This is a genomic window from Promicromonospora sukumoe (genome assembly GCF_014137995.1).
GTDB classification, from domain to species: Bacteria; Actinomycetota; Actinomycetes; order Actinomycetales; family Cellulomonadaceae; genus Promicromonospora; species Promicromonospora sukumoe.
This window is the reverse complement of the sequence record NZ_JACGWV010000001.1, coordinates 3,844,324-3,868,679: the sequence shown is the minus strand read 5'-3', so window position 1 is coordinate 3,868,679 and position 24,356 is coordinate 3,844,324. Positions and strand designations below refer to the sequence as shown.

Sequence of the window (24,356 nt, the reverse complement as noted above, 5' to 3'; positions counted from 1 at the left end):
GCGCGAACGGGCTTTGCACGAGCACGGGCAGCGGCCTGCCGGGGGAGACAGTTGTACCCCGGGGTGTGTTGCTCTGCGTCGACAATGTCTACTCAGGGCAACACACCCCCGGCGGATGTACTTACCCCGAGACGTCCCGCCACGCGGCCCTGCGGCGGCACCGGCCTCCACGGTCTCGGCCGGCGAGTGCGGGGACTGCACGGAGCACGGGGAGCGGCGCATGAGGATCGACGGCGCCGACGTCACGGCCGAGCCCCGGCCGGGCCAGTGCCTGCGCACCTACCTGCGGGAACAGGGCACCACCGTCGTGAAGAAGGGCTGCGACGCGGGTGACTGCGGAGCGTGCACCGTGCTGCTCGACGGCACCCCGGTGCAGTCGTGCCTGGTGCCCGCGCACCGCGCGGTCGACGCCGAGGTGGTCACCGCCAACGGGCTCGGCCGGTTCGGCCCGGGCGGGGACCTCGACGCGGACGCCGAAGACCTGCACCCCGTGCAGCGCGCGTTCGTCGAGGCCGCCGGGTTCCAGTGCGGCTTCTGCACGGCCGGCATGGTCTGCACGGTCGCGGGCACGCCCGAACCCGGCCCCGCCGGCGAGCTGCTCAAGGGCAACCTCTGCCGCTGCACCGGCTACCGGTCGATCCGTGACGCCCTCGCCGGGCACGTGAACACCGAGGTGCCGGAGCCGGGCCAGGCGTTCGGCCGCGCCGTCGTCGCGCCGGCCGCCGCTCGTGTGGTGACCGGCCGGGAGGCCTACACCCTGGACGAGCCCGAGCCGCCCGGCCTGCTGCACGTCGCCGTGCTCGGCAGCCCCCACCCGCACGCGCGGATCACGCGCATCGACGCGACGGCGGCCCGGGACGCGCCCGGCGTGCACCTGGTGCTCACCCACTACGACGTCCCGGACACGCTCTACTCGACCGGGCGGCACCAGAACCGGCTCGACGACCCCGACGACACCCGCATCCTCGACCCCGTCCTGCGGTTCGTGGGGCAGCGCGTCGCGGTCGCCGTCGCCGAGACGCCCCGGCAGGCCCGCGCCGCCCTCGATCTGGTCGACGTCGACTACGAGGTGCTGTCCGCCGTCCACGACCCCGAGGCCGCGCGGAGCCCGGGCGCCCCGCTGCTCCACCCCGACAAGACGCCCGCCGAGCACCGCGTCGCCGAGGCGGGCCGGAACGTCGTCGTGCAGATCCACGAGGAGTACGCCGAACCCGGGCAGCCCGGCGTCGAGGCGGCGCTCGCGGCGTCGGCGGCGACCGTGACCGGCACCTGGACCACGAGCCGCGTCAACCACGTCGCGCTGGAGACGCACGGCGCCCGCGCCTGGCTGGAGCCGGGCCCCGACACCGACCGCGCCGGAGCCGAGGGCGACCCTTCGACCAGCGCCGGGACCGACGGCGCCGTCCTGCACGTGCGCACCTCCACGCAGGTCCCGTTCCTCGTGCGCGACGAGCTCGCCCGGCTCCTGGACCTGCCGCAGGCCCGCGTCCGGGTGGTCGCGGGCCGCGTCGGCGGCGGGTTCGGGGGCAAGCAGGAGCTCCTCGTCGAGGACGTCGTCGCCCTCGCGACCCTGCGCACCGGCCGGCCCGTGCAGTGGGAGCTCACGCGCGAGCAGCAGTTCACCACCGTGCCCTGCCGCCACCCGTTCCGGGTCACGGTGCGGGCCGGGGCGTCCGCGACCGGCGAGCTGACCGCGCTCGCGATCGACGTCCTCGCCGACACCGGCGCCTACGGCAACCACGCGCCCGGCGTCCTGTTCCACGGGGTGCACGAGTCCATGGCCGTGTACCGCGCGCCGAACAAGCGCGTCGACGCCGAGTCGGTCTACACGAACAACGTGCCGTCGGGAGCGTTCCGCGGGTACGGGCTGGGGCAGGTGCAGTTCGCGATCGAGGGAGCGCTGGACGAGCTCGCCGCGCGCCTCGACATCGGCCGGGTCGAGATGCGCCGACGGAACGTCATCCGCCCGGGCGACCCGTTCGTCGTCGGGCAACCCGTGGACGGGGACCTGGAGTACGGGTCGTACGGGCTGGACCAGTGCCTCGACCTCGTCGAGGACGCCCTGGCCTCCGGTCGCGGCGAGGCGGCCCCGGACGGCTGGGCCGAGGGACGCGGCGTGGCGCTCGCGATGATCGCCACGATCCCGCCGCGCGGGCACTACACGCACGCCCGGGTCACGGTCGCGGACGACGGCGACTTCGTGGTCGACGTCGGCACCGCCGAGTTCGGCAACGGCACCACGACGGTGCACGCGCAGCTCGCGGCGACCGAGCTGGGCGTGCCGGTCTCGCGGATCCGCGTGCGCCCGTCGGACACGGCGACGTCCGGCTACGACACGGGCGCCTTCGGTTCCGCAGGCTCGGTAGTAGCGGGCCTTGCGGTCCAGATGGCCGCCACCGCCCTCCGTGCCAAGCTGTTGAGTGCTGGGTATTTGCCCTCTCAGAACGATTCGACAGGACAAATACCCAGCACTCAACGAGCCGGGGTGGGGCGGGTGGTGGGGATGAGTGCGGAGGCTACGCATGATGGGTCGCCGCGGTCCGTCGCGTTCAACGTGCACGGGTTCCGGGTGGCCGTGCAGCGGGAGACCGGGGTCGTGCGCATCCTCCAGTCGGTGCAGGCGGCCGACGCCGGCGTGGTGATCAACCCCGAGCAGCTCCGCGGGCAGATCGAGGGCGGCGTGGCGCAGGCCCTCGGCTCGGCGCTGACCGAACGCATGGTGGTGCGCGACGGCGTGGTCGTGACCGACCGGCTGCGCCACTACCGGGTGCCGCAGGCCGCGGACGTGCCACCCACCGAGGTGCTGTTCGCCGACACGGTCGACCGCCTCGGCCCGCGCGGCGCGAAGTCCATGAGCGAGGCCCCGTACAACCCCGTGGCCCCGGCGCTCGCGAACGCCGTCGCCGACGCCACCGGCGTGCGCCCGCGCGACCTGCCGATGCGGCCCGACCTGCTGTGGGAGCTGCTGGCTACAGCAGCCGTACCGACCGGCCGTGGGGGTCGGTGAGCGCCACGGGCTCGCCGTCGCGGGCCAGGATGAACTGCGGGTCGGCGTCCGCGGGCAGCTTTCTGGCGACGTCGGGCAGGACGGTCCAGCCCTCGTTGCTGAGCCAGACGACGCCGCGCGTGCGGCGCAGGTGCTCCATCGTCGCCGTGAACTGCGCGAGCTCGGCGGGCGTCAGGTAGTAGAGCACCGCCGAGCTCTGTACGACGACGGTTGCCTCGGCGGGCGCGGCGGCGACCAGGTCGGCGACGCCGGTCAGCAGGTCGGCCCGCACCAGGCGCGGCGGGTCGGCCGCGACCACCCGGGCGGCGGCGCGCAGCGTCTCGACCCGGTCGGCGTGCTCGGGCCAGACGAGGGCCTCCAGCCAGGCGAGGTCGCCGGGGTCGCGGACGTCCAGCGGGTTGAGGTCGATGCCGGCGCGCCACACGATGTCGGGCAGCCGGGCGGGGACCGGGCTCGTGACGGCAGAGGGCAGCCCGGCCGGCACCGGCCCCTCGATGTCGCAGGGGAGCAGCACCTCGCTCGGGCCGTCGGCGGGGTCCAGCCGGGTGCGGACGCCGTCGGGCGAGGTGTAGAGGTACGAGTACCGGTCCGGGTAGAGGCACAGCCCGGCCGACGCGCCCACCTCGACGAGCGCGACCGGGCCGTCGATCGCCGCGAGCGTCGGCACGAGGGTGGCGCAGCGCCGGGGCTCGTTGGTCTGCGTCGCGCGGGCGCGCATCTCCCGCTCGACGTCGGGCCAGGCGGTCAGCAGCCAGGTCCGCACCGCGGCCCAGCGGCCCGACGGCGCGCCCGCCAGCCGGGCTGCCGCGAACAGCAGGTTGGGCTGTCGCTTGGGTTCGGGCAGGGTGTCGAGCAGCGCGCGGACGTCGTCGTCGGCGGCGACGCCGAGCGCCCAGTCCTCGTAGGTGGGGGAGCCGCCGTTGCGGGCCTGGCTCCCGGCGAAGTGCGCGTAGACGGCGGCGGTGTCCATCCGGCTCACGCTAGCGGGGCCGCCGGGTTCGAGATCGGTCCCTTGGGTCGAGACCGGTCCAACGACCGACCGGTCTCGATGCAAGGGACCGATCTCGAAACCCCCGCCCCCAGAGGGGCCAGTACATCCCGGGTGAAACGGACGTTTCGCTGGAGGTGACCTCCTGGGAACGCCGTTGAAACGCAGCGGTGCGAGCATCGAAGGGTGACCAGCTCTCACCAGTCCTCCGACACCACGTCCCGGACGGCCGCGAGCCCCGAGGACGCCGCCTGGCTCGCCCGCGCCGTCGAGGTCGCGTCCCGCAACGTGGCCGACGGCGGTGGCCCCTTCGGGGCCGTCGTCGTGCGCGCGGGCGCCGAGATCGCGTCCGCCGGCAACCGCGTGACCCGGGACCTCGACCCCACGGCCCACGCCGAGGTGGTCGCGATCCGGGCGGCCTGCCAGGAGCTCGGCACGTTCTCGCTGGCCGGGACCACCCTGTACGCGTCGTGCGAGCCCTGCCCGCTGTGCCTCTCGGCCGCCCTGTGGGCACGGGTGGACCGCGTGGTGTTCGCCGCCGACCGGCACGACGCCGAGCGGGCGGGCTTCGACGACCGCGAGTTCTACGAGCTGCTCGACCGGGACCGCTCGACGTGGCCGAACCCCGTCGTCGAGCACCGGATCGAGCGGGCCGGCGAGCCGTTCGAGGCCTGGCGCGTGCACACCGCGCGCGTCCCGTACTGAGGCGCGCCTGGGTCCCGGGGCACGATCACCCGCCCGCGGGGAACGTTTAACGGCTGCGTAACCGGCCGACGCGAGGCGCGAAACCGCAGGTCCCTAGCGTCCTGGGCAACGGAACGCGGGTTTCGCCGCACCCCCGAGCACACCAGGAGAACCACTCATGATGCTTACCCGTCCTGGGCGCGCGCTGCGCCTGACGGCTGTCGCGGCGGCCGCCGCGCTCGCTCTCGCGGCCTGTGCTTCCGGCGACGACGCCCCCGCGGAGGGGGAGGGCCTGGGCGACCTGACGGTCCAGCTCTCCTGGATCAAGAACGCGGAGTTCGCCGGCGAGTTCATGGCGGACAGCAAGGGCTACTACGCCGACGCCGGCTTCGGCGACGTCACGTTCAACGCGGGCCCGGGCGCCACGGAGAACCTGGTCGCCTCCGGCAAGGCCGACTTCGGCCTGACGAACGCCGTCACCGTGGGCCAGGTCGTGGCGAACGAGGACGCGCCGATCAAGATCGTCGGCACCACCTTCCAGAAGAACCCGTTCACGATCCTGTCCCTGAAGGACGGCGCGGACATCGCGACGGTCGAGGACCTCAAGGGCAAGCGGATCGGCGTGCAGGACGGCGGCAACGGCCTGCTGTTCTCCGCGCTCCTGGCGGCCAACGGCCTGAGCGAGGACGACGTCGAGATCGTGCCGGTGCAGTACGACCCGCAGCCGCTGGTCAACGGCGAGGTCGACGGGTTCCTCGCCTACGTGACCAACGAGTCGATCATCGTGTCCGCGCAGGGCGAGGAGGTCACCAACCTCCTGTTCGCCGACAACGGCCTGCCGTTCGTCGCGGAGTCCGTCATCGCCACCGACGAGACCATCGCCGAGCGCCCCGAGGTGGTCAAGGCGTTCCTGGAGGCCGAGATCAAGGGCTGGACCGACGCCTGCGCCGACCTGGAGGAGGGCGCGCGGCTCGCCGTCGAGGAGTACGGCGCCGACCAGGACCTCGACATGGACAAGGAGATCGAGCAGAACACGATCCAGTGCGAGGAGCTGATCAACACCGACGAGACGGCGGAGAACGGCATCTTCACGATCAGCGACGAGCTCCTGGCGCAGAACATGGCGACCTTCGAGGCAGCCGGGATCGACGCGGCCCAGGAGGACGTCTTCGATCTGTCGCTGCTGACCGAGCTGCTCGAGGAGCAGCCGGAGCTGGCGGGCTGACCGTGACCGACCAGTCCGTCGCCGCTGCCCCGACCGGTGCCGGTCCCGCCCAGGAGGGCGGGGCCGGCACCGGCCTGCACATCGCGAACCTGTCCAAGTCGTTCGGGTCCGGCCGCCGCACGGTGACCGCGCTCGACGACGTCACGCTGCACACCGACCAGGGCAGCTTCCTGTCCCTGCTGGGCCCGAGCGGCTGCGGCAAGTCCACGATCCTGCGCATCCTGGCCGGCCTGGAGGCGCCGACGTCGGGCACCGCCCAGGTGGACGGCAAGAGCCCCGCGCGCCTGCGGGCCGGGCACGAGCTCGGCATCGCGTTCCAGGACTCCGCGCTGCTGCCCTGGCGGTCCGTCGAGTCCAACCTGCGCCTCCCGTTCCAGGTCTCGGGGCAGCCCGTGGACCACGAGCTGGTGGCCGAGCTGATCCGGCTGGTGGGCCTGAGCGGCTTCGAGAAGGCCCGCCCGGGGCAGCTCTCGGGCGGCATGCGCCAGCGCGTGTCCATCGCGCGCGCCCTCGTGGTCCGGCCGTCGGTGCTGCTGCTCGACGAGCCGTTCGGCGCCCTCGACGACATGACCCGCCAGCGCCTCAACCTGGAGCTGCTGCGGATCTGGACCGAGAAGCCGGCCACCACCCTGATGGTCACGCACGGCATCTCGGAGGCCATCTTCCTGTCCGACCAGGTGGCCGTCATGAGCCCCCGGCCCGGCCGGATCACGGAGGTCATCGAGGTGGACCTGCCGCGCCCCCGCCTGCCCGAGATGATGCGCACCCCCGAGTTCCACGCCCTGCACGACCGGGCCTCCGAGCTCCTGTTCACCACCGACGGCGCTGGGAGCCCGGCCGACGGCGCGGGCAGCGATGCCTGACCGCGCCCGCGCCCGCGCCTGGCTCGGCGGCGTCGCGGGCCTGGCCGGCCTGGTCGCGCTGTGGTGGCTGCTCGCGGTCACCGTCTTCGACGGCTCCTCCATGCCGACGCCGCCCGGCGTGCTGCGGCAGTACGGGGCCGACGGGTGGGCGTTCTACGCCAACAACTTCGGCGGCACGGTGGTCGAGGCGCTGATCGGGTTCGCGTGGGGCAACGGCCTGGCTCTCGTGCTCGCGGCCCTCGTGCTGCTCACGCCGCGGCTCGAACCCGTGATCTCGCAGGTGGCCGTCATCAGCTACTGCGTGCCGACCATCGCGATCCTGCCGATCCTCTACATCGTGCTCGGCCCGCCGGACCCGGGCGACCCGGCGCCCACGGCCGTGGTCCTGGCGGCCCTGTCCGTGTTCTTCACGACCGTCGTCGGGGCCGTGCTCGGCTTCCGGTCCGCGGACCGCGCGGCGCTCGACGTCGTGCGCGTCTACGGCGGCGGCCGCTGGCGGCAGCTCGTCACGGTCCAGCTCGTGTCCGCGCTGCCGGAGATCATCAGCGCGCTGAAGATCGCCGCCCCGGCCGCGTTCCTCGGCGCGATCCTGGGCGAGTACATCGGCGGCGTCGACCGCGGCGTCGGGCCCGCGCTCATCGCCGCCGGCCAGGGGCTGATGGTGGAGCGCGCCTGGGGCATCATGTTCGCCTGCGCCCTGGTGGCAGGCGCCGGGTACGCCGCGTTCGGCCTGCTGGGCCGGGTCGCGGTGCCGTGGTCGACCGGAGGAGGACGAGCATGAGCGAGGTCTCGACAGGCTCGACCCGCGGCAGGTCCTCGGACCACGACCGGTCCTCGACGCGCACGGGCGGGGGCGCCGGACGCGCGCTCGCGGCCGGCCTCGGCCGGACGCTCGGCACCGCCGCGCTCATGACGGCGATCCTCGCCGTGGTCTGGGTCGGTTCCGTGGCGCTCGTCGACAACACGTTCGTGGCGAAGGGGCCGGCCGAGGTCTACGAGTTCCTCTTCGCCTCCGACGACGCGGCCGAGACCCGCGCCCAGATCCTCGCCGGGCTCGGCGTCACGCTCGGCGACGCCGCGATCGGGTTCGTGGCCGGCATGCTCGCCGCGACGCTGGCGGCGGCCCTGATCGTGCTGTCCCGGCCCGTGGAGACGGCCGTCATGCCGGTCGCCCTGATCCTGCGCGCGGTGCCGCTCATCGCGCTCACCCCGATCATCCGGCTGCTGTTCTCCGACGAGGTCGTGCGAGTGGCCGTGGTCTCCGGCATCGTGGTGCTGTTCCCCGCGCTCGTGAACATCGTGCAGGGGCTGCGGTCGGTCTCCGGCCAGCTCGCCGACGTCGTGCACGTGTACGGCGGGGGACCCCTGGCCCTGCTGGTCAGGGTCGCCTTCCCCTCGGCGCTGCCCGCGCTGTTCGCATCGGTGCGGATCTCCGTGCCCGGCGCCATCACGGGCGCGCTGCTGGCGGAGTGGCTCATCACCGGCAAGGGGATCGGCAGCATGGTGGTCAACGCGGTGGGGCAGTCCGAGAACAATCTCGTGTGGGCCTGCGTGCTGGTGGTGACCCTCGCGTCGCTCGTGCTGTACCTTGCGGCGCAGGTCATCGAGTCGGTCGTCCTCGCCCGCTACGGACGGAGCTGAACCATGGACGGTACCCACCGCACGACGGCGGTCGGGATCGTGCTCGCGGCCGGCGCCGGCACCCGCTTCGGGATGCCCAAGGCGCTGGCGCGCGGCGACGGCGGCACGCCCTGGCTCGAGCTCGCCTGCCAGGCCCTGGTCGACGGCGGGTGCGCCGATGTCGTCGTCGTGCTGGGAGCGCGGGCCGACGAGGCCGAGGGACTGGTGCGCGGTGACGCCACCCACGTGGTCGCCGACCGGTGGGAGAGCGGCCTCGCGGCGTCGCTGCGCACGGGCCTCGCGTCGGCGCAGGAGACGGACGCCGACGCCGCCGTCGTCTCCCTCGTGGACCTGCCGGGCCTGCGGCCCGCGTCCGTGCGCCGCGTGCTGGAGCCGTTCGGCGCGCCCGACGCCGCCCGCACCGCCCTCGCCCGGGCGATGTACGGCGGCCGCCCCGGGCACCCGGTGCTGCTGGGCCGCGAGCACTGGGCGCCGCTCGCCGGGTCGGTGCGCGGGGACAGCGGCGCCGGGGAGTACCTGCGGGAGCACGGCGCCGTCGGCATCGACTGCACCGACCTGGGCGGCGGCGACGACGTCGACCGGAGGTAGGGCAGGCCCGACGACGGGCTAGGGGTCATCCCTGACCTTTCCCCGGTCCTGCCCGAATCCTGTCGCAGCGACCGGTTCGGCTACGTAGTCTCGGAATCGTGGAGGCCACAGAACTCGCTCGCCTGCAGTTCGCGCTGCTCGCCGCCGTGCACTTCCTCTTCGTGCTGCTCACGCTCGGCCTGGGTCCCGTCGTCGCCGTCTTCAACACGCGCTGGGCGCGCGCCACGGGCGACCGCGCCGTCCTGTTCGGGAACGCGACCCGGTTCTGGGGCCAGCTCTACCTGGTCAACTACGCGCTCGGCATCGCGGCCGGGATCGTGCTGGAGCTCCAGTTCGGGCTGCACTTCCCGGGCCTGCTCGACGTCGCCGGGGAGGTCTTCGGCGCGCCGCTGGCCGTGGAGACCCTCGCCGCGTTCTTCCTGGAGTCCACGCTGCTGGGCCTGTGGGTGTTCGGCTGGCACCTCTTCCCGCGCGCGCTGCACGCCGCGATCTTCTGGGCCGTGGTCGTCACCGGGTACGCCTCGGCCTTCGCCGTGATGGTGGCCAACGGGTTCCTGCGCAACCCCCTCGGGTACGCGCTGGAGGGCCCGCCCGATGAGCAGGTCGCGCGCATCACCGACGTCGGCGCCCTGGTCACCAACCCCGCCGCGCTGCTGTCCGGCCTGCACGTCGTGGGGGCGTGCCTGATGGCCGGCGGGTTCGTGCTCGTCGGCGTCTCGGCGTGGCACCTGCGGCGCGTCGGCGGGGGCCTGCGCCGGCCGACCGGCCCGGACGAGGACCTCTGGCGGCGCTCGATGCGCGCCGGCATCTGGACGGGCGGGCTGGGCGTGCTGCTCGCGCAGTCGTTCGGCTACGCGCAGTTCGGCTACCTCGCGGACGGGCTGGGCACGAACCCCGCCGTCGGCGTGCTGGCCGAGGTCATGATGCGCACCGCCGACCTGGTGTTCCTCGGCGCGCTGGTGCTGTCGCTGCTGCTCGTCGGGGGCGCCCTGTTCCGGATGCGGGGCCGCGGCGCCCTCTACGCGGTGCTCACGGCCCTGCTGCCGCTGCCGTTCGTCGTGGGGATCGCGGGCTGGCTCGTGCGGGAGCTGGGGCGGCAGCCGTGGGTGGTGCAGGGCGTGCTGCGGGTCGACCAGCTGACGTCCGGCCAGTCCGCGCGCGCCGTCCTGGTCTCCCTGGTGCTGCTCGTCGGGCTCATGGTGACGCTCGCCGTGCTGGACTGGTGGGTCCTGGCCCGGCTGGCCCGTGCCGGGACCGACCGGCTCGTGCTCGGCGCCGCGCCGGCCGACGTGCTGCGGGACGACGGCGCGGACCCCGAGGTGCTGCTCCGGTTCGGCGGGCCCGATACCGGGCCCGGTCCTGGTGGTGGCGCTGCCGGCGGTCCTGTCGGCGGCGGCCCGGAGCCGGAGGGAGCCCGATGAACGCGACGACCTGGGCCGTGCTCCTGACCGTCCTGCTGGTCGGCTGGGTGGTGCTCGACGGCGCCGTCCAGGGCGCGGGCGCCACCCTGCTGCAGGAGCAGGGCCCGGACGGCAAGGAGCGGCGGCGCCCGCCGGCCCGGCGCCGGATGGTGCTCGGCGCCGTCGGCCCGCTGCTGCTGCCCGGCGAGGTGTGGCTGGTGGCGGCGCTCGGGGTGCTGATCGGCGTCTTCCCGCACGCCGAGGCGGACCTGCTGGCCGTCGGGTACCCCGTGGCGATCGTGCTCGTGGGGTCCTGGGCGCTGCGCGACGCCGGGATCTGGCTGCGCAGCCGCCGCCCGGGCAACGTGTGGCGCGACGTGTGGGACGTGGTGCTCGTGGTGGCGAGCATCGCTCTCGCCGGGAGCTGGGGCGCGCTGCTCGGCATCGCCTGGGGGAGCGGCCTGGCCGCGCTGGCGCTCGGCGTCGCGGCCGTGGTCGTGACGCGGCTGCACGGGGACGCCGTGGTCGCGTGGCGGCTGCGCCGCACTGGCCTGCTGCCGGTGCTCGTCACGTCGGTGATGGTGGCGGCGCCCGTCGTCGGGACGGCGATCGCGGCCTGGCCGCGCCTGGTCGGCGGCGCCGTCTCCGAGGAGGCCCTGGCGACGCTCGGCGTCGTCGCGCTGGTGGTGCTCCCGCTGGTCCTGGCGGTGCAGGTCGCGGCCTGGTGGCTCGTGTCGAGGCCGCTCGGCCGTCGCGACACCCTGTTCTTCTGACTTCTTCTGACGCCAATTCCCGCGGTCGGAACTTAGATCTCGAAACGGACGTATCGCCCCGGAGGTCGACGAGATGCCGGTAAAGTCCTACTCACCATGACCATGAAGAACCGCATCGTCTGCGCGCTGCTCGGCGCCCTGGCGTTCGCCACCGCGACCCTGCTCCTGCCGTGGCTCCCGGACGCCCTCGTGGGCATCCTCGGGACCGGCGGGGTGCTGCTGTTCCTGGCCGCCCTGGTGCTGCCGACCAACACCCGGCAGCCGCCCGTGCACAGCCTCGCGATCCTCGACAAGGGGTACCTGACGCCCGCCGAGATCCACCAGATCCTCGGCATCTGGCTGCCGTCGGGCAGCTCGGCCCTCGACGCCCGCGACGCGCAGTGGACGGTGGCCCGGCACGTCGCCAAGTGGCGCGCCGATCACGTGGTCAACGTGATGGACTTCCACGGCGTGGTCGCCGAGCGCCGGGTCGACATGCTCTCGGTGGTGCAGTGGGTGGGCATCCAGCTCCTGCCCGCGTTCCTGGGCCTCATCTTCCTGATCCCCACGCTGGCGCTGAGCGGGTTCGACAAGATCAGCATCAACTTCCTGCAGACCCTCCTGCTCTTCGTGGTCTGGGGCGGCGTCGCGCTGCTGGCGCGCTGGATCCTGGAGAAGCACGTGATCCACCGGTTCGTGTGGGAGCCGGAGCTGACGCCGGACGGGACGCGTTTCGTCGAGCGGTGACGCGGAGCGCAGCGGAGGTTGGGGGCCGAGGAACGAGGCACCCGGCCGTAGCGGAGCGCAGCGTCGCCGCGACCAGAAAGCAGAGGGCGGGCCTGAGCGTCAATCAGTGTCGGTGACTGGGGGCAGAATGACTCTGTGCCCCTGTATCGAGACGACGCGATCGTGCTGCGCGCCCAGAAGCTGGGCGAGGCGGACCGCATCGTCACGTTCCTGACCCGCGAGCACGGCAAGGTGCGCGGCGTGGGCAAGGGCGTGCGGCGCACGTCGTCCAAGTTCGGGGCCCGGCTGGAGCCGTTCATGGCCGTCGACGTGCAGCTCCACACCGGTCGCAACCCGCGGCCGGGCATGGGGCTCGACACGGTGACGCAGGTGGAGACCATCGGCGCGTACGCCCGCTCGATCTGCGAGGACTACGGCCTGTACACGGCCGGCACCGTGATGCTGGAGGCCGCCGACCGGCTGGTCGCGCAGGAGCAGGAGCCCGCGGTGCAGCAGTACTGGCTGCTGGCCGGGGGCCTGCGGGCGCTGTCGGAGCGGCACCACGACGCCGGCCTGGTGCTCGACTCGTACCTGCTGCGGGCCCTCGCGGTGGCCGGCTGGGCGCCGTCGTTCGAGGACTGCGCGCGCTGCGGCGAGCCCGGCCCGCACCACGCGTTCAACGTGGCGCAGGGCGGCGCCGTCTGCCCGCGCTGCCGGCCGCCGGGCTCCACGGCCCCGGCGCCCGAGACCTTCGCCCTGCTGTCCTCGCTGCTCGCGGGCGACTGGGCGACCGCCGACGCGTCCGACGCGCGGCACCGCAAGGAGGCGAGCGGCCTCGTCGCCGCCTACGGCCAGTACTACCTGGAGAGAACGTTGCGATCGTTGAAGATGGTGGAGCGCTGATGGCCCGCAAGCCGAGCAGGGAGCTGGTCGCGCCGTTCCCGCACCCGTCCGGCGAGCAGGCCCCGCGCATCCCCAAGGAGTTCCTGCCGCGTCACGTCGCCGTCGTCATGGACGGCAACGGGCGCTGGGCCAACGCGCGCGGCCTGCCGCGCATCGAGGGGCACCGGGCGGGCGAGAACTCGCTGCTCGACGTCGTGGCCGGCGCCGTCGACGTGGGCGTCGAGTACGTCTCGGCGTACGCGTTCAGCACGGAGAACTGGAAGCGCTCGCCCGAGGAGGTGCGCTTCCTGATGAACTTCACGCACGAGGTGATGCAGCGCCAGTGCGACGTCATGGCGTCGTGGGGCGTGCGCATCCGCTGGGCCGGGCGCCGTCCGAAGCTGTGGAAGTCGGTGATCGAGGTGCTGCAGGAGGCCGAGGAGCGCACCAAGGACAACGACCTGTGCACGCTGACGATGTGCGTCAACTACGGCAGCCGGGCCGAGCTGGCCGACGCCGCGGCGGCCATCGCCCGCGACGTCGCCGCCGGCAAGCTGGACCCGAAGCGGATCAGCGAGAAGACGGTGCAGAAGTACCTGTACCTGCCCGACGTGCCCGACGTGGACCTGTTCCTGCGCTCCTCCGGTGAGCAGCGCACGTCGAACTTCATGCTGTGGCAGGCGGCATACGCCGAGATGGTGTTCCTCGACGAGCCCTGGCCCGACGTCGACCGCCGGCACCTCTGGCACGCCGTCGAGGAGTACGCGAAGCGCGACCGGCGCTACGGCGGGGCGCTGGACAAGCCCACCGCGAAGTAGGAGAACCCCCGCTGGTCGAGCTTGCCCCCTCGCTGGTCGAGCTTGCACCGGTGGTCGAGCTTGTCGAGACCTACTGGGTCTCGACAAGCTCGACCAGCGAAGGTGCGTTACTTGTTGAGCGTCTCCGACAGGGCGTCGATCAGCTTGGGCATGCCCTCCGGGTACTCGACCGAGAGCGCCGTGGGCGGCGAGACGGCCGAGACCGCGACGGTGCCGACCTGCTGCGCGACCATGCCGTTCTTGACGGCGGGCAGGGCCTGGAGCTCCTTCTTGTCGGGGAGCGCCGCGGCCTCCTCCTCGGTGTACGTGTAGGCCACGACGAGGTCGGACTCCAGCTTGTCGAGCTCCTCGTACGAGAGCGTGTAGAAGAACGAGCCGTCGTCCGGCGCGAGCTCCTCGACGGCCGGGGCGGTCTCGAAGCCGAGGCCCTCCAGGAACCCGGCGCGCGGGTCGCCCGCCCGGTAGACGTAGATCAGGCCCTCGGCGGCCGAGTCGACGATCGCGGCGACCGTCTTGCCCTCGAACTCGGGGTGCGCCTCGGCCTGCTCGGCCAGGTACGCGTTGATCTCCTCGACCTTGGCCTCGCCCGCGGCGCTGCGGCCCAGGGCGTCGTCCGTGGCGGTGATGATCTCGTCCCACGGCGTCTGCCAGGCCGTCTCCGGGTAGGCGACGGTCGGGGCGATCTCGCTGAGCAGGTCGTACTGCTCCTGCGTGATGCCCGAGTAGGTGGCGATGATGACGTCGGGCTCCGCGGCGGCGAACTCCTCGTAGGGCACGGTCGCGCCGGCCTCGGCGTCGGTCAGCACGGTGGGGTGCTCGACGCCGGCCTCGTCGTAGGCCTCCTCGACCCAGGGGAGCAGGTTGCCCTCGCCCACGGTCCAGGTCTGCTCGGCGACGGCGACCGGGAAGACGCCCGCGGCGATCGCGGCCTCGGTCGAGCCCCAGCCCCAGGTGGCGACGCGCTCGGGCGCCGCCTCGATGGTGGTCTCGCCGAGCCCGTGCTCGATGGTCAGCGGGAACTCGTCGGTCGCGCCGGAGGCACCGGCGGACGGCGTGGCGGCGTCGTTGCCGGCCGGCTCTTCGGACGCGCAGCCCGCGAGGGCGAGGGCGGACGCGGCGACGAGGCCGACGGCCGCTGCGAGGGATCGGCGAGGTCGCACGGTTTCTCCCGGGATGTTCAGTCGAACGACCGGCGGGCGCCGGTCGAGATGAGGCAACCCTAACCTCATTAGGTCACGCTGATGTTGCGAAATTGAGGAAGGTGTGGGTGAGGTAAACCACGCCCCTGTTTCGCCGGTCGAGCTTGTCGAGACCTGGTTTCGACAAGCTCAACCAGCGGACGGGATCAACCTGCGGAGGAGTGGTAGCGGCCGACCGGGACCACGAGGGGGGAGCCCGCGACCGGGTCGGGCACCACCTGGGCGCGCAGCCCGAACGCCTCGTCGACCACCTCACGGGTCAGCACCTGGGAGGGCTCGCCCTCCGCGACGATCCGGCCGCCCGACATCACGACCAGGTGGTCGGCGTACCGGGCCGCGAGGTTGAGCTCGTGCAGCACCATGGCGACCGTCGTGCCCTGGTTCCGGTTCAGTTCCGTGAGCAGGTCCAGCAGGTCGAGCTGGTGGCGCACGTCGAGGAACGTCGTGGGCTCGTCGAGCAGCACGATGTCGGTCTGCTGCGCCAGCACCATGGCGATCCACACGCGCTGCCGCTGCCCGCCCGAGAGCTCGGCGACGGGCCGGTCCGCGAGCTCCGCGACGCCGGTGGACTCCAGCGCCGTGGTGACCACGGCGTCGTCGTCGGAGGAGTGGCGGCCGAACCAGCCCTGGTGCGGGTACCGGCCCCGGCTGACGAGCTCGGCGACCCGCACGCCGTCGGGCGCGATGGAGGACTGCGGCAGCATGCCGACCTTGCGGGCCAGCTCCTTGCGCGGCATCGCCGTGATGTCGGTGCCGTCGAGCGTGATGCGGCCGCTGTCGAGCGGGTGCAGGCGGGCCAGCCCGCGCAGCAGCGTGGACTTGCCGCAGGCGTTCGGTCCGACGACGGCGGTGATCTTGCCGTCGGGCAGCGTCAGGTCGAGGCCCTCGATGACCTTCAGGCCGTCGTAGCCCAGGCTGACGCCCTCGGCGCGCAGGTTGGTCATCGGCTCCTCTTCTCGTTCGTGGCGAGCAGCCACAGCAGGTAGGGGGCGCCCACGAGCCCCGTGACGATCCCGACGGGGGCGGCGACGCCGAGCAGCCCGTGCTGCGCGATCACGTCCGCGACCAGGGTCAGGGCCGCGCCGGTCGCGGCGGACGCGACGAGGGCGGCGCCGCCGTCGTTCACCAGGCGGCGCGCGATGGCGGGCGCGACCAGGGCGACGAACGCGATGGGGCCCGCCGCGCTGGTGGCGAGCGCGATGAGCCCGACGGCCAGCAGCAGCGCGCCGATCCGGGCGGCGTCCACGTGCACGCCGAGGGCGCGCGCGTTGTCGTCGCCGAGCGCGAGCGGGCCTTGCGTGCGGGACACCAGCGCGGCCACGACGAACAGCACGAGTGTCCCGGCGGCGACGAGCGTGAGCTGCTCGCCGCGGACGTCGGACACCGAGCCGACGGTCCAGATCAGGACCGCCGCCGCCTCGTGCTCCTGGGACCGGGCCAGGGCCCAGGCGATCATCGAGGAGCACAGGTACGCGAACCCGACGCCGACCAGCACGAACCGGATCGAGTGCAGGCCCTTGCGCCAGGCCAGCAGCCAGATGGCGAGCGCGACGACGCCCGCGCCCCCGAACGCCATGCCGGACAGCGCGATGCCGCTCAGCCCCAGGACGAGCACGCCGATCACGGCCCCGAGGCTCGCGCCGGCCGAGATGCCGAGGATGTCGGGGGAGGCGAGCGGGTTGCGCAGCGTGGACTGGAAGAGGGCGCCGGCCAGGCCGAACGCGGCCCCGATCACCACGGCCGCCTCGATGCGGGGCAGGCGGAGCTTCTGGATGACGAAGACGTCGCCCTTGTCGCCGACGCCGAACACGCCGGAGATCGCCTGGCCGGGGGTGAGCCCGGCGGCGCCGATCAGCAGGGCGACGGTCCCGGCGACGAGCACCAGGAGGACCATCGCCGAGACGACGACGGTCTGCCGGCGGCGTCGGACGGCACGCAGGTCCGCGACGACGCCCACGGTGGTCGGGGTGGACATCAGGCGCCCACCACGTTCCGGCTGCGGGCGACGGCGACCAGCACCGGCGCGCCGAGGAGCGCCGCGACCACACCGGCCTCGAGCTCCGAGCGAGGCAGGACGAGCCGGCCCAGGACGTCTGCGGTGAGCAGCATGACCGGGCCGAGCAGCGCGCCGATCGCCATGACCCAGCGGTAGTCGGTACCGACGAGTCGGCGGGCGGCATGCGGCACCACGAGCCCGACGAGCGCGATCGGCCCGGCGAGCGACGTCGCCGTGCCCGCCAGCAGCACGATCGCGACGGCCGCGAGGGCGCGCGTGGTGCCGACCCGCTGGCCGAGCGCCGTGGCGACGTCGTCCCCGAGGGCCAGCATGTTGAGCCGGTGCGCGAGCAGGGCGGCGAGGACGAGGCCGACCACGATGAACGGCCACAGCGCCGTGACGGTGTCGAGGCCCCGGCCCGTCAGGGAGCCGACCGACCAGAACCGGTAGAGGTTGAACGCCTGCTGGTCGCGCAGCAGCACCAGGGTGATGAGCGGCGTGATGAGCGCGGTGACGGCGGCTCCGACCAGCGCGAGACGGACCGGCTGGCCGCGGCCGACCGAGAACACGATCGCGGCCGCGGCGGCGGCGCCGAGGAACGCGAACCAGACGTAACCGATCGGCGACGTGATGCCCAGCAGCCAGACCGCGCACACGACCGCCAGCGACGCGCCCGAGTTCAGCCCCAGCAGGCCGGGGTCGGCGATCGGGTTACGGGTGACACCCTGGATCAGGGTGCCCGCCGTGCCCAGCGCGACGCCCGCGGCCAGGCCGACGATCGTGCGCGGCAGACGCTGCTCCAGCACGACGTCGTGGTCCATGAACCCGGCGACCGGTGCGGTCAGCGCCCGCCAGACCTCGGCCGGGTTGATGTCCCGGACGCCGAGCGCGAGGCTCGCCAGGACGACGAGCAGCAGGGCGGCGAGCGCCGTGAGCAACGCCAGCGTCCGGCGTCGGGCACGGTGGGCTACGGCTTCCGCACCCTCACGGCGTCCCGCGGGTGCAGCCGCAGGTGAGGTAAGCATTGCCTAAGCATTCCACAAGGCGTGGGATGGTCGGTACGCGCCCCGGTGCGAGGCACGTACCGACCGGGTCTACCGGCTCACGGGGTCACCCAGCGGGTCAGGAGTAGGAGTCGCAGCCCCAGCCGTCGTTGTCCGCGTCGAGGCGGTGGTAGTCCTTGCCGGTGATCCGCACGGTCTTGCCGATGTCGGCGCAGTCCAGGTCCGGGTTGTCGGCCGTGACGGGGCACTGCCACCGTCCGGCGGTGTAGACGCAGACGGAGTCGCGGGCCGTGTCGGCGCGCAGGGAGCCCTTCTTGCCGCCGAACTTCACGGTCCACGAGCCGGACTTCGACGCGGTGGTCTTGAACGTGTAGGCCCCGGTCCGGGTGGTCTTGATCGTCGCGACCTTGCGCGACCCGGCCGACCCCGCCGGGTCGAAGTGGACCGTGAGCACCCGCCCGGACAGCGCGCGCCACCGTCCGTCCGTCTTGTACGTGAGCTTGCCCTTCAGGACGATCGACTTGCTCTTCGCGACAGTGTCGGACGCCGCGCGAGCCGTGATGCTCGTGCTGCGGGCGGTGCCGGCCTGCGCGGGGACCGACGCCGTGAGTACGAGCGCGAGCACGCTCACCAGGGCGACGATGGTTCGACGGAACATACGGGACCAGTCTCTTCCTCGAGTCGGAGTGCCTTCGAACGCGGCACGCTACGAGTCCCAGACCTGCTCAGGGCCACAATCTGACACGGTTCCGACCGACCTCACCCGGGTGAAGACCGCGGCTCTCTCGATGGTCCCGGGGAAGGTCTACGTCCTGGAGGTGTGTTGCTCTGCGTCGACAATGTCTACGCGGAGCAACACACCTCAAATTCGCACAGTCACCCCCGGACGGTTGTCCACAGGCCGGGCCGATCTTCCCTGCGCCGGGGCGTCGTGCCGGGCACGATGAGGGAATGGAGATCGACGAGGCGCGGGGCGGCGTGGCACAGCTCGTGAAGGAGGCCCGGCATGGCGCGAAACAGACCCAGGCGAAGCTGGCGGAGCGCGCGGGCGTCTCGCGGGCGACCGTGGCGGCGATCGAGACAGGCGCGCGCTCGCCGTCGTGGGAGATGTTGACGGGGCTCCTGGCCGCCGCAGGCCAGCAGATGAGGATCGAGCTCGAACCGCTGGACGATGATGTCCGCCGCGCGCTCTCCGCCCAGGTCGGCGACACGCAGGTCGCCGATGACCTGAGCATGACGGTGTCGCTCATGGAGGGGCTGACCGGCCTGGACTACCGGTTCGAAGGGCTTGCCGCCGCGGCCGTGGTCGGGGCGCCGCTGCCCTTGACGGAGCCCATCGGCCTGGCGCTGCCGGACGGCCCCGAGGCGGTGGAGTGGCTTGCCGCCCTGCTTCGCACGGGGGCGGCCGCGGTGACCCCGGTGGGGCACCCGTACCCGCTGGGTGGTGTCCGGACCGCCGAGGGTGTCGCCCGGCTCGTGGACCTCGGCGAGGACGGGCGGTTCCTGCTGGAGTTCTGGCTCCGTACGTTCGTCGTGCGGTTCGTCCCGGCGGCGGAAGCGGAACGCGCGGTCACCGTCGTCGGCGAGCACGCGCCGCTCAGGGTCCAACCGCTGCACGAGATCGAGAGCACGGACCGTAACGCGGCGCGCGTCCTGCGCCTGCTGCGGGAGCAGACCCAGGACGCGCGCGACTAGCTGCTGATCGAGCCCCGAGACCTCAGGCGCCGACGAGGTGGCCGGCCAGGTAGCCGACGACCTTGTCCAGGGCGACGCGCTCCTGCTGCATGGTGTCGCGGTGCCGGATGGTGACGGCCTGGTCGTCGAGGGTCTCGAAGTCGACGGTGATGCAGAACGGCGTGCCGATCTCGTCCTGGCGGCGGTAGCGCTTGCCGATGGCCTGCGTCACGTCGTAGTCGATGTTCCAGTACTTGCGCAGCTCGGCGGACAGCTTCTCCGACGTCGGGAGCAGGTCCGCCGTCTTGGACAGCGGCAGCACCGCGGCCTTGACGGGGGCCAGGCGGGGGTCCAGGCGCAGCACGGTGCGCTTGTCGACGCCGCCCTTGGTGTTCGGGGCCTCGTCCTCGGCGTACGCCTCGACCAGGAACGCCATGAGCGACCGGGTCAGGCCCGCGGCGGGCTCGATGACGTACGGGTAGTACTTCTCGTTCGTCACCGGGTCGCGGTACGCCAGGTCCTTGCCGGAGCTCTCCGTGTGGGTCTTCAGGTCGAAGTCCGTCCGGTTGGCGATGCCCTCGAGCTCACCCCACTCGCTGCCCTGGAAGCCGAAGCGGTACTCGATGTCGACGGTGCGGGTCGAGTAGTGCGACAGCTTCTCCTTCGGGTGCTCGAAGAGGCGCAGGTTGTCGGCCGAGATGCCGAGGTCCGTGTACCAGTTGGTGCGGTAGTCGATCCAGTACTGGTGCCATTCCTCGTCCTCGCCGGGCTTGACGAAGAACTCCATCTCCATCTGCTCGAACTCGCGCGTCCGGAAGATGAAGTTGCCCGGCGTGATCTCGTTGCGGAACGACTTGCCGATCTGGCCGATGCCGAACGGCGGCTTCTTGCGGGCCGCGGCGGCGACGTTCGCGAAGTTCACGAAGATGCCCTGCGCGGTCTCGGGGCGCAGGTAGTGCAGGCCGGACTCGTCCTCGACCGGGCCGAGGTACGTCTTCAGCATCATGTTGAAGTCGCGGGGCTCGGTCCACTGGCCGCGGGTGCCGCAGTTCACGCACACCAGGTCGGTCAGGGGCACGGAGTCCGGGTCGTCGATGCCCTTCTTCTCCGCGTGCGCCTCCTGCATCTGGTCCACGCGGAACCGCTTGTGGCACGAGAGGCACTCGGTGAGCGGGTCGGTGAACACGCCGACGTGGCCGGAGGCGACCCAGACCTGGCGGGGCAGGATGACGGAGGAGTCGAGGCCGACGATGTCGTCCCGGCTCGTGACCATCGCACGCCACCACTGCTTCTTGATGTTCTCCTTGAGCTCCACACCGAGCGGTCCGTAGTCCCACGCAGAGCGCGTACCGCCGTAGATCTCGCCCGACGGGAAGACGAAACCTCGTCGCTTCGCGAGCGAGACGACGGCGTCGAGCTTGGCGGTCTGCGCAGAGCGCACTGACTTGTCGGACACGAGGGATCTCTCCAGGGGAACAGGTGGAAGTAACGTCCGCCCAGCCTACCGTCCGGCTCCGCTGGTTGAGCCTGTCGAAACCAGGTCTCGACAAGCTCGACCAGCGAGGATCGATACGCGTGACCGACCTCTCGGTCCCGATCTTTGACAACCGTTCTCAACAAGCGTGAGAATCGTTCTCATGACCTCGACCCGCGCCACCGGCGCCGCCCTGACCAGCCTCGTCCTCGCCGGTGCGGCGACCCTCGCGGGTTGCTCCGCCCCGGGGGCGGGCGGCGCGGGTGGTGAGTCCGACGGCGTCGTCGTGCTCGCGTCGTTCTACCCGCTCCAGTACGTGGCGCAGCAGATCGGCGGCGACCTGGTCACCGTCGACAACCTGACCCCGCCCGCCGCCGAGCCGCACGACCTGGAGCTGTCCCCGGCCCAGGTCCGCGAGATCGGCACCGCCGACCTGGTGGTCTACCTGTCCGGCTTCCAGGCCGCCGTCGACGAGGGTGTCGAGTCCCGCGCCCCTGAGCACGTGGTCGACGCCGCGGACGCCGCCGGGCTGGTCGAGCACGCGGGCACCGAGGAGGAGGGGCACGAGGGCGAGACCGAGGAGGAGCACGCCGAGCACGCCGAGGAGGGCGACGGCCACGACCACGGCGCGACCGACCCGCACTTCTGGCTGGACCCGAGCCGGCTCGCCGCCGTCGGGCAGGCCGTCGCCGACGAGCTCGCGGCCGTCGACCCGGAGCACGCCGACGAGTACGCGGCCGGCGCGCTGCGCCTCGGCGAGCAGCTCGACGCGCTGGACCAGGAGATGGCCGACGGCCTCGCGGCCTGCCAGGGCGCGACCCTGGTGACGAGCCACGCCGCGTTCGGCTACCTCGCCGACCGCTACGCCCTGGAGCAGGTGGGCATCTCCGAGCTCGACCCCGAGGCGGAGCCGTCCCCGGCGCGCCTGCGCGAGATCGGCGACGTGGTCCGCGCCAACGGCGTCACCACGCTGTACTCGGAGACCCTGGTAAGCCCCAAGGTGACCGAGACGCTGGCCTCCGACCTGGGCGTCGACACCGCCGTCCTGGACCCGCTGGAGGGCCTGTCCGAGGACGCCTCGGCCGCGGGCGACGACTACGTCTCCGTGATGCGGGCCAACCTCGCCGCGCTCGAGGAGGGACTGGTCTGCGCATGACGGACGTGGGGCAGGCGAAGGCCGTTCAGGTGGAGACTAGGCAGGTGAGCGAGACGAGCGAACCCGTCATCGAGGCGCGCGGCCTGCACTTCCGTGCGGGCGCCAGCCACATCCTGCGCGGCATCGACCTGACGGTCGAGCACGGCGAGGTCGTCGCGCTGCTCGGCGCGAACGGCTCCGGCAAGTCCACGCTGGTCAAGTCCCTGGTCGGCATCAACGTGCTGTCCGAGGGCACCGTGCGGCTGCTCGGCCGGCCCCTCGGGCCTGGCCGGCGCGGCGCGACGGTCGACTGGGGCCGCATCGGCTACGTGCCGCAGCGCGCCGGCGCGGCCGGCGGCATCCCGTCGACCGCGCAGGAGGTCGTCGCGTCAGGCCTGCTGCACGGTCGCCGCCTGCGGCTGCCGCGCGGCTGGCGCGACCGGGTCGGCGCCGCCCTGGAACAGGTGGGCCTCGCCGACCGCGTGCACGACCCCGTGCACCTCCTCTCGGGCGGCCAGCAGCAGCGCATCCTCATCGCGCGCGCCCTGGTCCGCGAGCCCGACCTGCTCGTCCTGGACGAGCCCGTCGCCGGCGTCGACATGGCCAGCCAGGAGGCGTTCGCCGCCACCATGGCGCGGCTGGTCGACGGCGGCCTGACGGTGCTCGTCGTCCTGCACGAGCTCGGCGAGCTCGAACCGCTCGTCACGCGCGCCGTCGTGCTGCGGCACGGCAAGGTGGTGCACGACGGCGCCCCGCCGCCCGCCCGGCACGACCACGACCGCGCGGGACACCGGCACCAGCACCCGCACGCCGACGACAACGCCCTCGACTCCGCCGAGTCGCGGGCCCTGGACCTGGAGGTGCGCCCGTGATCATGCTCATGCTGACCGACCCGTTCATGCAGCGGGCGCTCATCGCCGCGCTGCTGGTCGGCGTCACGGCTCCCGTCGTCGGCACCTACCTGGTGCAGCGCAAGCTCTCCCTGCTGGGCGACGGCATCGGGCACGTCGCCCTGACCGGCGTCGCGCTGGGCTGGCTCGTCGGCGCGGGCATGGGCCTGACGCCGAACGACGCGCTGGCCGTCCCGGGCGCCGTGGTCGCCGCGGTGGTCGGCTCCGTGCTCATCGAGGTGGTCCGCCGCCGCGGCCGCACCTCGGGCGACCTGGCGCTCGCCATCATGTTCTACGGCGGCATCGCGGGCGGTGTGCTGCTCATCGGCATCGCCGGCGGGTCCTCCGGGAACCTCATGCAGTACCTGTTCGGCTCCATCTCCACGGTGTCCGACGCCGACCTCTGGCTCACCGTCGTGCTCTCGGCCGTGGTTCTCGCGGTCGGCGTGGGCCTGCGGCACGCGCTGTTCTCCGTGAGCCACGACGAGGAGTTCGCGACCGCCTCCGGCCTGCCGGTCTGGGCGCTGAACATCATCGTCGCCGTCGTCTCCGCCCTGACCGTGACGGTCGCCATGCGGGTCGTCGGCCTGCTGCTGGTCAGCGCGCTGATGATCGTGCCCGTCGCCATCGCGCAGCAGGTCACGCACGCCTTCGGCCGCACGATGCTGACCGCGTGCGTCGTCGGCGTGGTGGTCTGCCTGACGGGCCTGAGCATCACCTACTGGTACAACGTCTCGCCCGGCGCCACTATCGTGGTGCTCGCCATCGGGGTGTACGCGGTGGTCTCCCTGCTGGCGCCGCTCCTCAGCCGACGGCGCCCCGCGCACGACCCACATCCCGACCTGCCCGACGACGTCGACCTGCCTGCGGCCGCCACCGAACGCGCGGCCGCCGCCGCGAAGGAGTGCCGCTGATGACCGCACGCATGACCCGCCAGCGCACCGCTGTCGTCGAGGCGCTCGACGAGCTCGCGGACTTCCGCTCGGCCCAGCAGCTCCACGAGGCGCTGCGGGCCCGCGGCGAGTCCGTGGGCCTCGCGACCGTCTACCGGGCGCTCCAGGCGCTTGCCGAGGCCAGCGAGGTGGACGTGCTGCGCGCGGAGGACGGCGAGAGCCTGTACCGCCGCTGCGCCCGGCGCGAACACCACCACCACCTGGTGTGCCGCATGTGCGGCCGCACCGTCGAGATCGACGGCCCCACGGTCGAGGCCTGGGCCTCGAAGGTCGCCGCGGCCCAGGGCTTCGACGACATCGAGCACACCATCGAGCTGTGGGGCACCTGCGCGGACTGCCGCGCCGCAGCGAAGTAGAACTTCGCCGCAGTTCTATCTCGCCACAGTTCTACTTCGGCGAGATGAGTGCGTGGGTGGGGTTTTCGCCGTAGGCGCGGGCCTTGTGCAGGAAGACTTCC

Annotated in this window: 24 protein-coding genes; 17 read left to right on the top strand and 7 right to left on the bottom strand. The window is 72.8% G+C overall.

All coding sequences use genetic code 11. From position 1 onward, the window contains the following. Window positions 1–220 precede the first annotated feature (220 nt). Window positions 221–3,007, top strand: a complete 2,787-nt coding sequence (locus FHX71_RS17170) for a molybdopterin-dependent oxidoreductase (RefSeq protein ID WP_182618347.1) — start codon at window positions 221–223, stop codon at window positions 3,005–3,007. Here FHX71_RS17170 and FHX71_RS17165 read toward each other — a convergent pair. After that, entirely contained in the window at window positions 2,970–3,977 is a 1,008-nt protein-coding gene (locus tag FHX71_RS17165; RefSeq protein WP_182618346.1) for a DUF2332 domain-containing protein, read from the bottom strand. The two genes, FHX71_RS17170 and FHX71_RS17165, sit on opposite strands and share 38 nt — an antisense overlap. Window positions 3,978–4,181: 204 nt before the next feature. On the opposite strand from FHX71_RS17165, the gene FHX71_RS17160 reads away from it, so the two are divergent. The 11 genes from FHX71_RS17160 (at window position 4,182) to FHX71_RS17110 (ending at window position 13,574) form a co-directional block, all read left to right on the top strand. Further along, window positions 4,182–4,700 (top strand): nucleoside deaminase, encoded by a 519-nt coding sequence (locus FHX71_RS17160; RefSeq protein WP_182618345.1) that lies wholly within the window; start codon window positions 4,182–4,184, stop codon window positions 4,698–4,700. 160 nt (window positions 4,701–4,860) lie between these two features. Continuing rightward, the gene (locus FHX71_RS17155; protein ID WP_246402612.1) at window positions 4,861–5,904 is read left to right on the top strand and encodes an ABC transporter substrate-binding protein; all 1,044 of its coding nucleotides are present in this window, start codon (window positions 4,861–4,863) and stop codon (window positions 5,902–5,904) included. A 2-nt stretch (window positions 5,905–5,906) separates the two neighbouring features. Continuing rightward, the gene (locus FHX71_RS17150; protein ID WP_182618343.1) at window positions 5,907–6,767 is read left to right on the top strand and encodes an ABC transporter ATP-binding protein; all 861 of its coding nucleotides are present in this window, start codon (window positions 5,907–5,909) and stop codon (window positions 6,765–6,767) included. Continuing rightward, window positions 6,760–7,548: an ABC transporter permease gene (locus FHX71_RS17145; RefSeq protein WP_182618342.1), complete on the top strand. Its 789-nt coding sequence runs from the start codon at window positions 6,760–6,762 to the stop codon at window positions 7,546–7,548. The genes FHX71_RS17150 and FHX71_RS17145 overlap by 8 nt, the downstream gene beginning before the upstream one ends. Further along, entirely contained in the window at window positions 7,545–8,408 is an 864-nt protein-coding gene (locus FHX71_RS17140) for an ABC transporter permease (RefSeq protein ID WP_182618341.1), read from the top strand. Before FHX71_RS17145 ends, FHX71_RS17140 begins: the two co-directional genes overlap by 4 nt. 3 nt (window positions 8,409–8,411) lie before the next feature. Continuing rightward, window positions 8,412–8,996 carry a nucleotidyltransferase family protein gene (locus tag FHX71_RS17135; RefSeq protein ID WP_182618340.1) on the top strand — a complete coding sequence of 195 codons (585 nt, stop codon included), beginning with the start codon at window positions 8,412–8,414 and terminating at the stop codon, window positions 8,994–8,996. 98 nt (window positions 8,997–9,094) lie between these two features. Then, the gene (locus tag FHX71_RS17130) at window positions 9,095–10,417 is read left to right on the top strand and encodes a cytochrome ubiquinol oxidase subunit I (RefSeq protein WP_182618339.1); all 1,323 of its coding nucleotides are present in this window, start codon (window positions 9,095–9,097) and stop codon (window positions 10,415–10,417) included. Continuing rightward, the gene (locus FHX71_RS17125; RefSeq protein WP_182618338.1) at window positions 10,414–11,169 is read left to right on the top strand and encodes a cytochrome d ubiquinol oxidase subunit II; all 756 of its coding nucleotides are present in this window, start codon (window positions 10,414–10,416) and stop codon (window positions 11,167–11,169) included. The genes FHX71_RS17130 and FHX71_RS17125 overlap by 4 nt, the downstream gene beginning before the upstream one ends. Window positions 11,170–11,265: 96 nt before the next feature. After that, window positions 11,266–11,895, top strand: a complete 630-nt coding sequence (locus FHX71_RS17120) for a hypothetical protein (protein ID WP_182618337.1) — start codon at window positions 11,266–11,268, stop codon at window positions 11,893–11,895. 135 nt (window positions 11,896–12,030) lie between these two features. Further along, window positions 12,031–12,777, top strand: a complete 747-nt coding sequence (recO, locus tag FHX71_RS17115; RefSeq protein ID WP_182618336.1) for a DNA repair protein RecO — start codon at window positions 12,031–12,033, stop codon at window positions 12,775–12,777. Further along, complete coding sequence (locus tag FHX71_RS17110) at window positions 12,777–13,574, top strand: isoprenyl transferase (protein ID WP_182618335.1); 798 nt, start codon at window positions 12,777–12,779, stop codon at window positions 13,572–13,574. The genes recO and FHX71_RS17110 overlap by 1 nt, the downstream gene beginning before the upstream one ends. A gap of 107 nt (window positions 13,575–13,681) precedes the next feature. Here the strand turns inward: FHX71_RS17110 and FHX71_RS17105 are convergent, their stop codons facing one another. From FHX71_RS17105 to FHX71_RS17085, 5 genes are all read right to left on the bottom strand, one after another. Further along, window positions 13,682–14,734, bottom strand: a complete 1,053-nt coding sequence (locus tag FHX71_RS17105; protein ID WP_182618334.1) for an iron-siderophore ABC transporter substrate-binding protein — start codon at window positions 14,732–14,734, stop codon at window positions 13,682–13,684. 185 nt (window positions 14,735–14,919) lie between these two features. Next, window positions 14,920–15,717 (bottom strand): ABC transporter ATP-binding protein, encoded by a 798-nt coding sequence (locus tag FHX71_RS17100; RefSeq protein ID WP_182618333.1) that lies wholly within the window; start codon window positions 15,715–15,717, stop codon window positions 14,920–14,922. Next, on the bottom strand, window positions 15,714–16,748 hold the full coding sequence (locus FHX71_RS17095; protein ID WP_182618332.1) for a FecCD family ABC transporter permease: 1,035 nt from the start codon (window positions 16,746–16,748) through the stop codon (window positions 15,714–15,716). Before FHX71_RS17095 ends, FHX71_RS17100 begins: the two co-directional genes overlap by 4 nt. Beyond that, window positions 16,748–17,794 carry a FecCD family ABC transporter permease gene (locus FHX71_RS17090; protein WP_182618331.1) on the bottom strand — a complete coding sequence of 349 codons (1,047 nt, stop codon included), beginning with the start codon at window positions 17,792–17,794 and terminating at the stop codon, window positions 16,748–16,750. Before FHX71_RS17090 ends, FHX71_RS17095 begins: the two co-directional genes overlap by 1 nt. 97 nt (window positions 17,795–17,891) lie before the next feature. Beyond that, the gene (locus FHX71_RS17085) at window positions 17,892–18,431 is read right to left on the bottom strand and encodes a hypothetical protein (RefSeq protein WP_182618330.1); all 540 of its coding nucleotides are present in this window, start codon (window positions 18,429–18,431) and stop codon (window positions 17,892–17,894) included. A 293-nt stretch (window positions 18,432–18,724) separates the two neighbouring features. On the opposite strand from FHX71_RS17085, the gene FHX71_RS17080 reads away from it, so the two are divergent. Beyond that, window positions 18,725–19,468 carry a helix-turn-helix transcriptional regulator gene (locus tag FHX71_RS17080; RefSeq protein ID WP_182618329.1) on the top strand — a complete coding sequence of 248 codons (744 nt, stop codon included), beginning with the start codon at window positions 18,725–18,727 and terminating at the stop codon, window positions 19,466–19,468. Between the two features lie 22 nt (window positions 19,469–19,490). On the opposite strand, the gene FHX71_RS17075 is transcribed toward FHX71_RS17080, so the two are convergent. Beyond that, on the bottom strand, window positions 19,491–20,903 hold the full coding sequence (locus tag FHX71_RS17075; protein WP_182618328.1) for a glycine--tRNA ligase: 1,413 nt from the start codon (window positions 20,901–20,903) through the stop codon (window positions 19,491–19,493). A gap of 181 nt (window positions 20,904–21,084) precedes the next feature. On the opposite strand from FHX71_RS17075, the gene FHX71_RS17070 reads away from it, so the two are divergent. Genes FHX71_RS17070 through FHX71_RS17055 form a run of 4 tightly spaced genes read left to right on the top strand, consistent with a single transcriptional unit; the run spans window position 21,085 to window position 24,255 of the window. Next, window positions 21,085–22,077: a metal ABC transporter substrate-binding protein gene (locus FHX71_RS17070; protein WP_182618327.1), complete on the top strand. Its 993-nt coding sequence runs from the start codon at window positions 21,085–21,087 to the stop codon at window positions 22,075–22,077. Between the two features lie 44 nt (window positions 22,078–22,121). Then, on the top strand, window positions 22,122–22,928 hold the full coding sequence (locus FHX71_RS17065) for a metal ABC transporter ATP-binding protein (RefSeq protein WP_312877077.1): 807 nt from the start codon (window positions 22,122–22,124) through the stop codon (window positions 22,926–22,928). A gap of 2 nt (window positions 22,929–22,930) precedes the next feature. Further along, window positions 22,931–23,860, top strand: coding sequence for a metal ABC transporter permease (locus FHX71_RS17060; protein WP_182618779.1), 930 nt, complete (start codon window positions 22,931–22,933; stop codon window positions 23,858–23,860). Next, complete coding sequence (locus FHX71_RS17055) at window positions 23,860–24,255, top strand: Fur family transcriptional regulator (protein ID WP_182618325.1); 396 nt, start codon at window positions 23,860–23,862, stop codon at window positions 24,253–24,255. Before FHX71_RS17060 ends, FHX71_RS17055 begins: the two co-directional genes overlap by 1 nt. Window positions 24,256–24,356 lie beyond the last annotated feature (101 nt).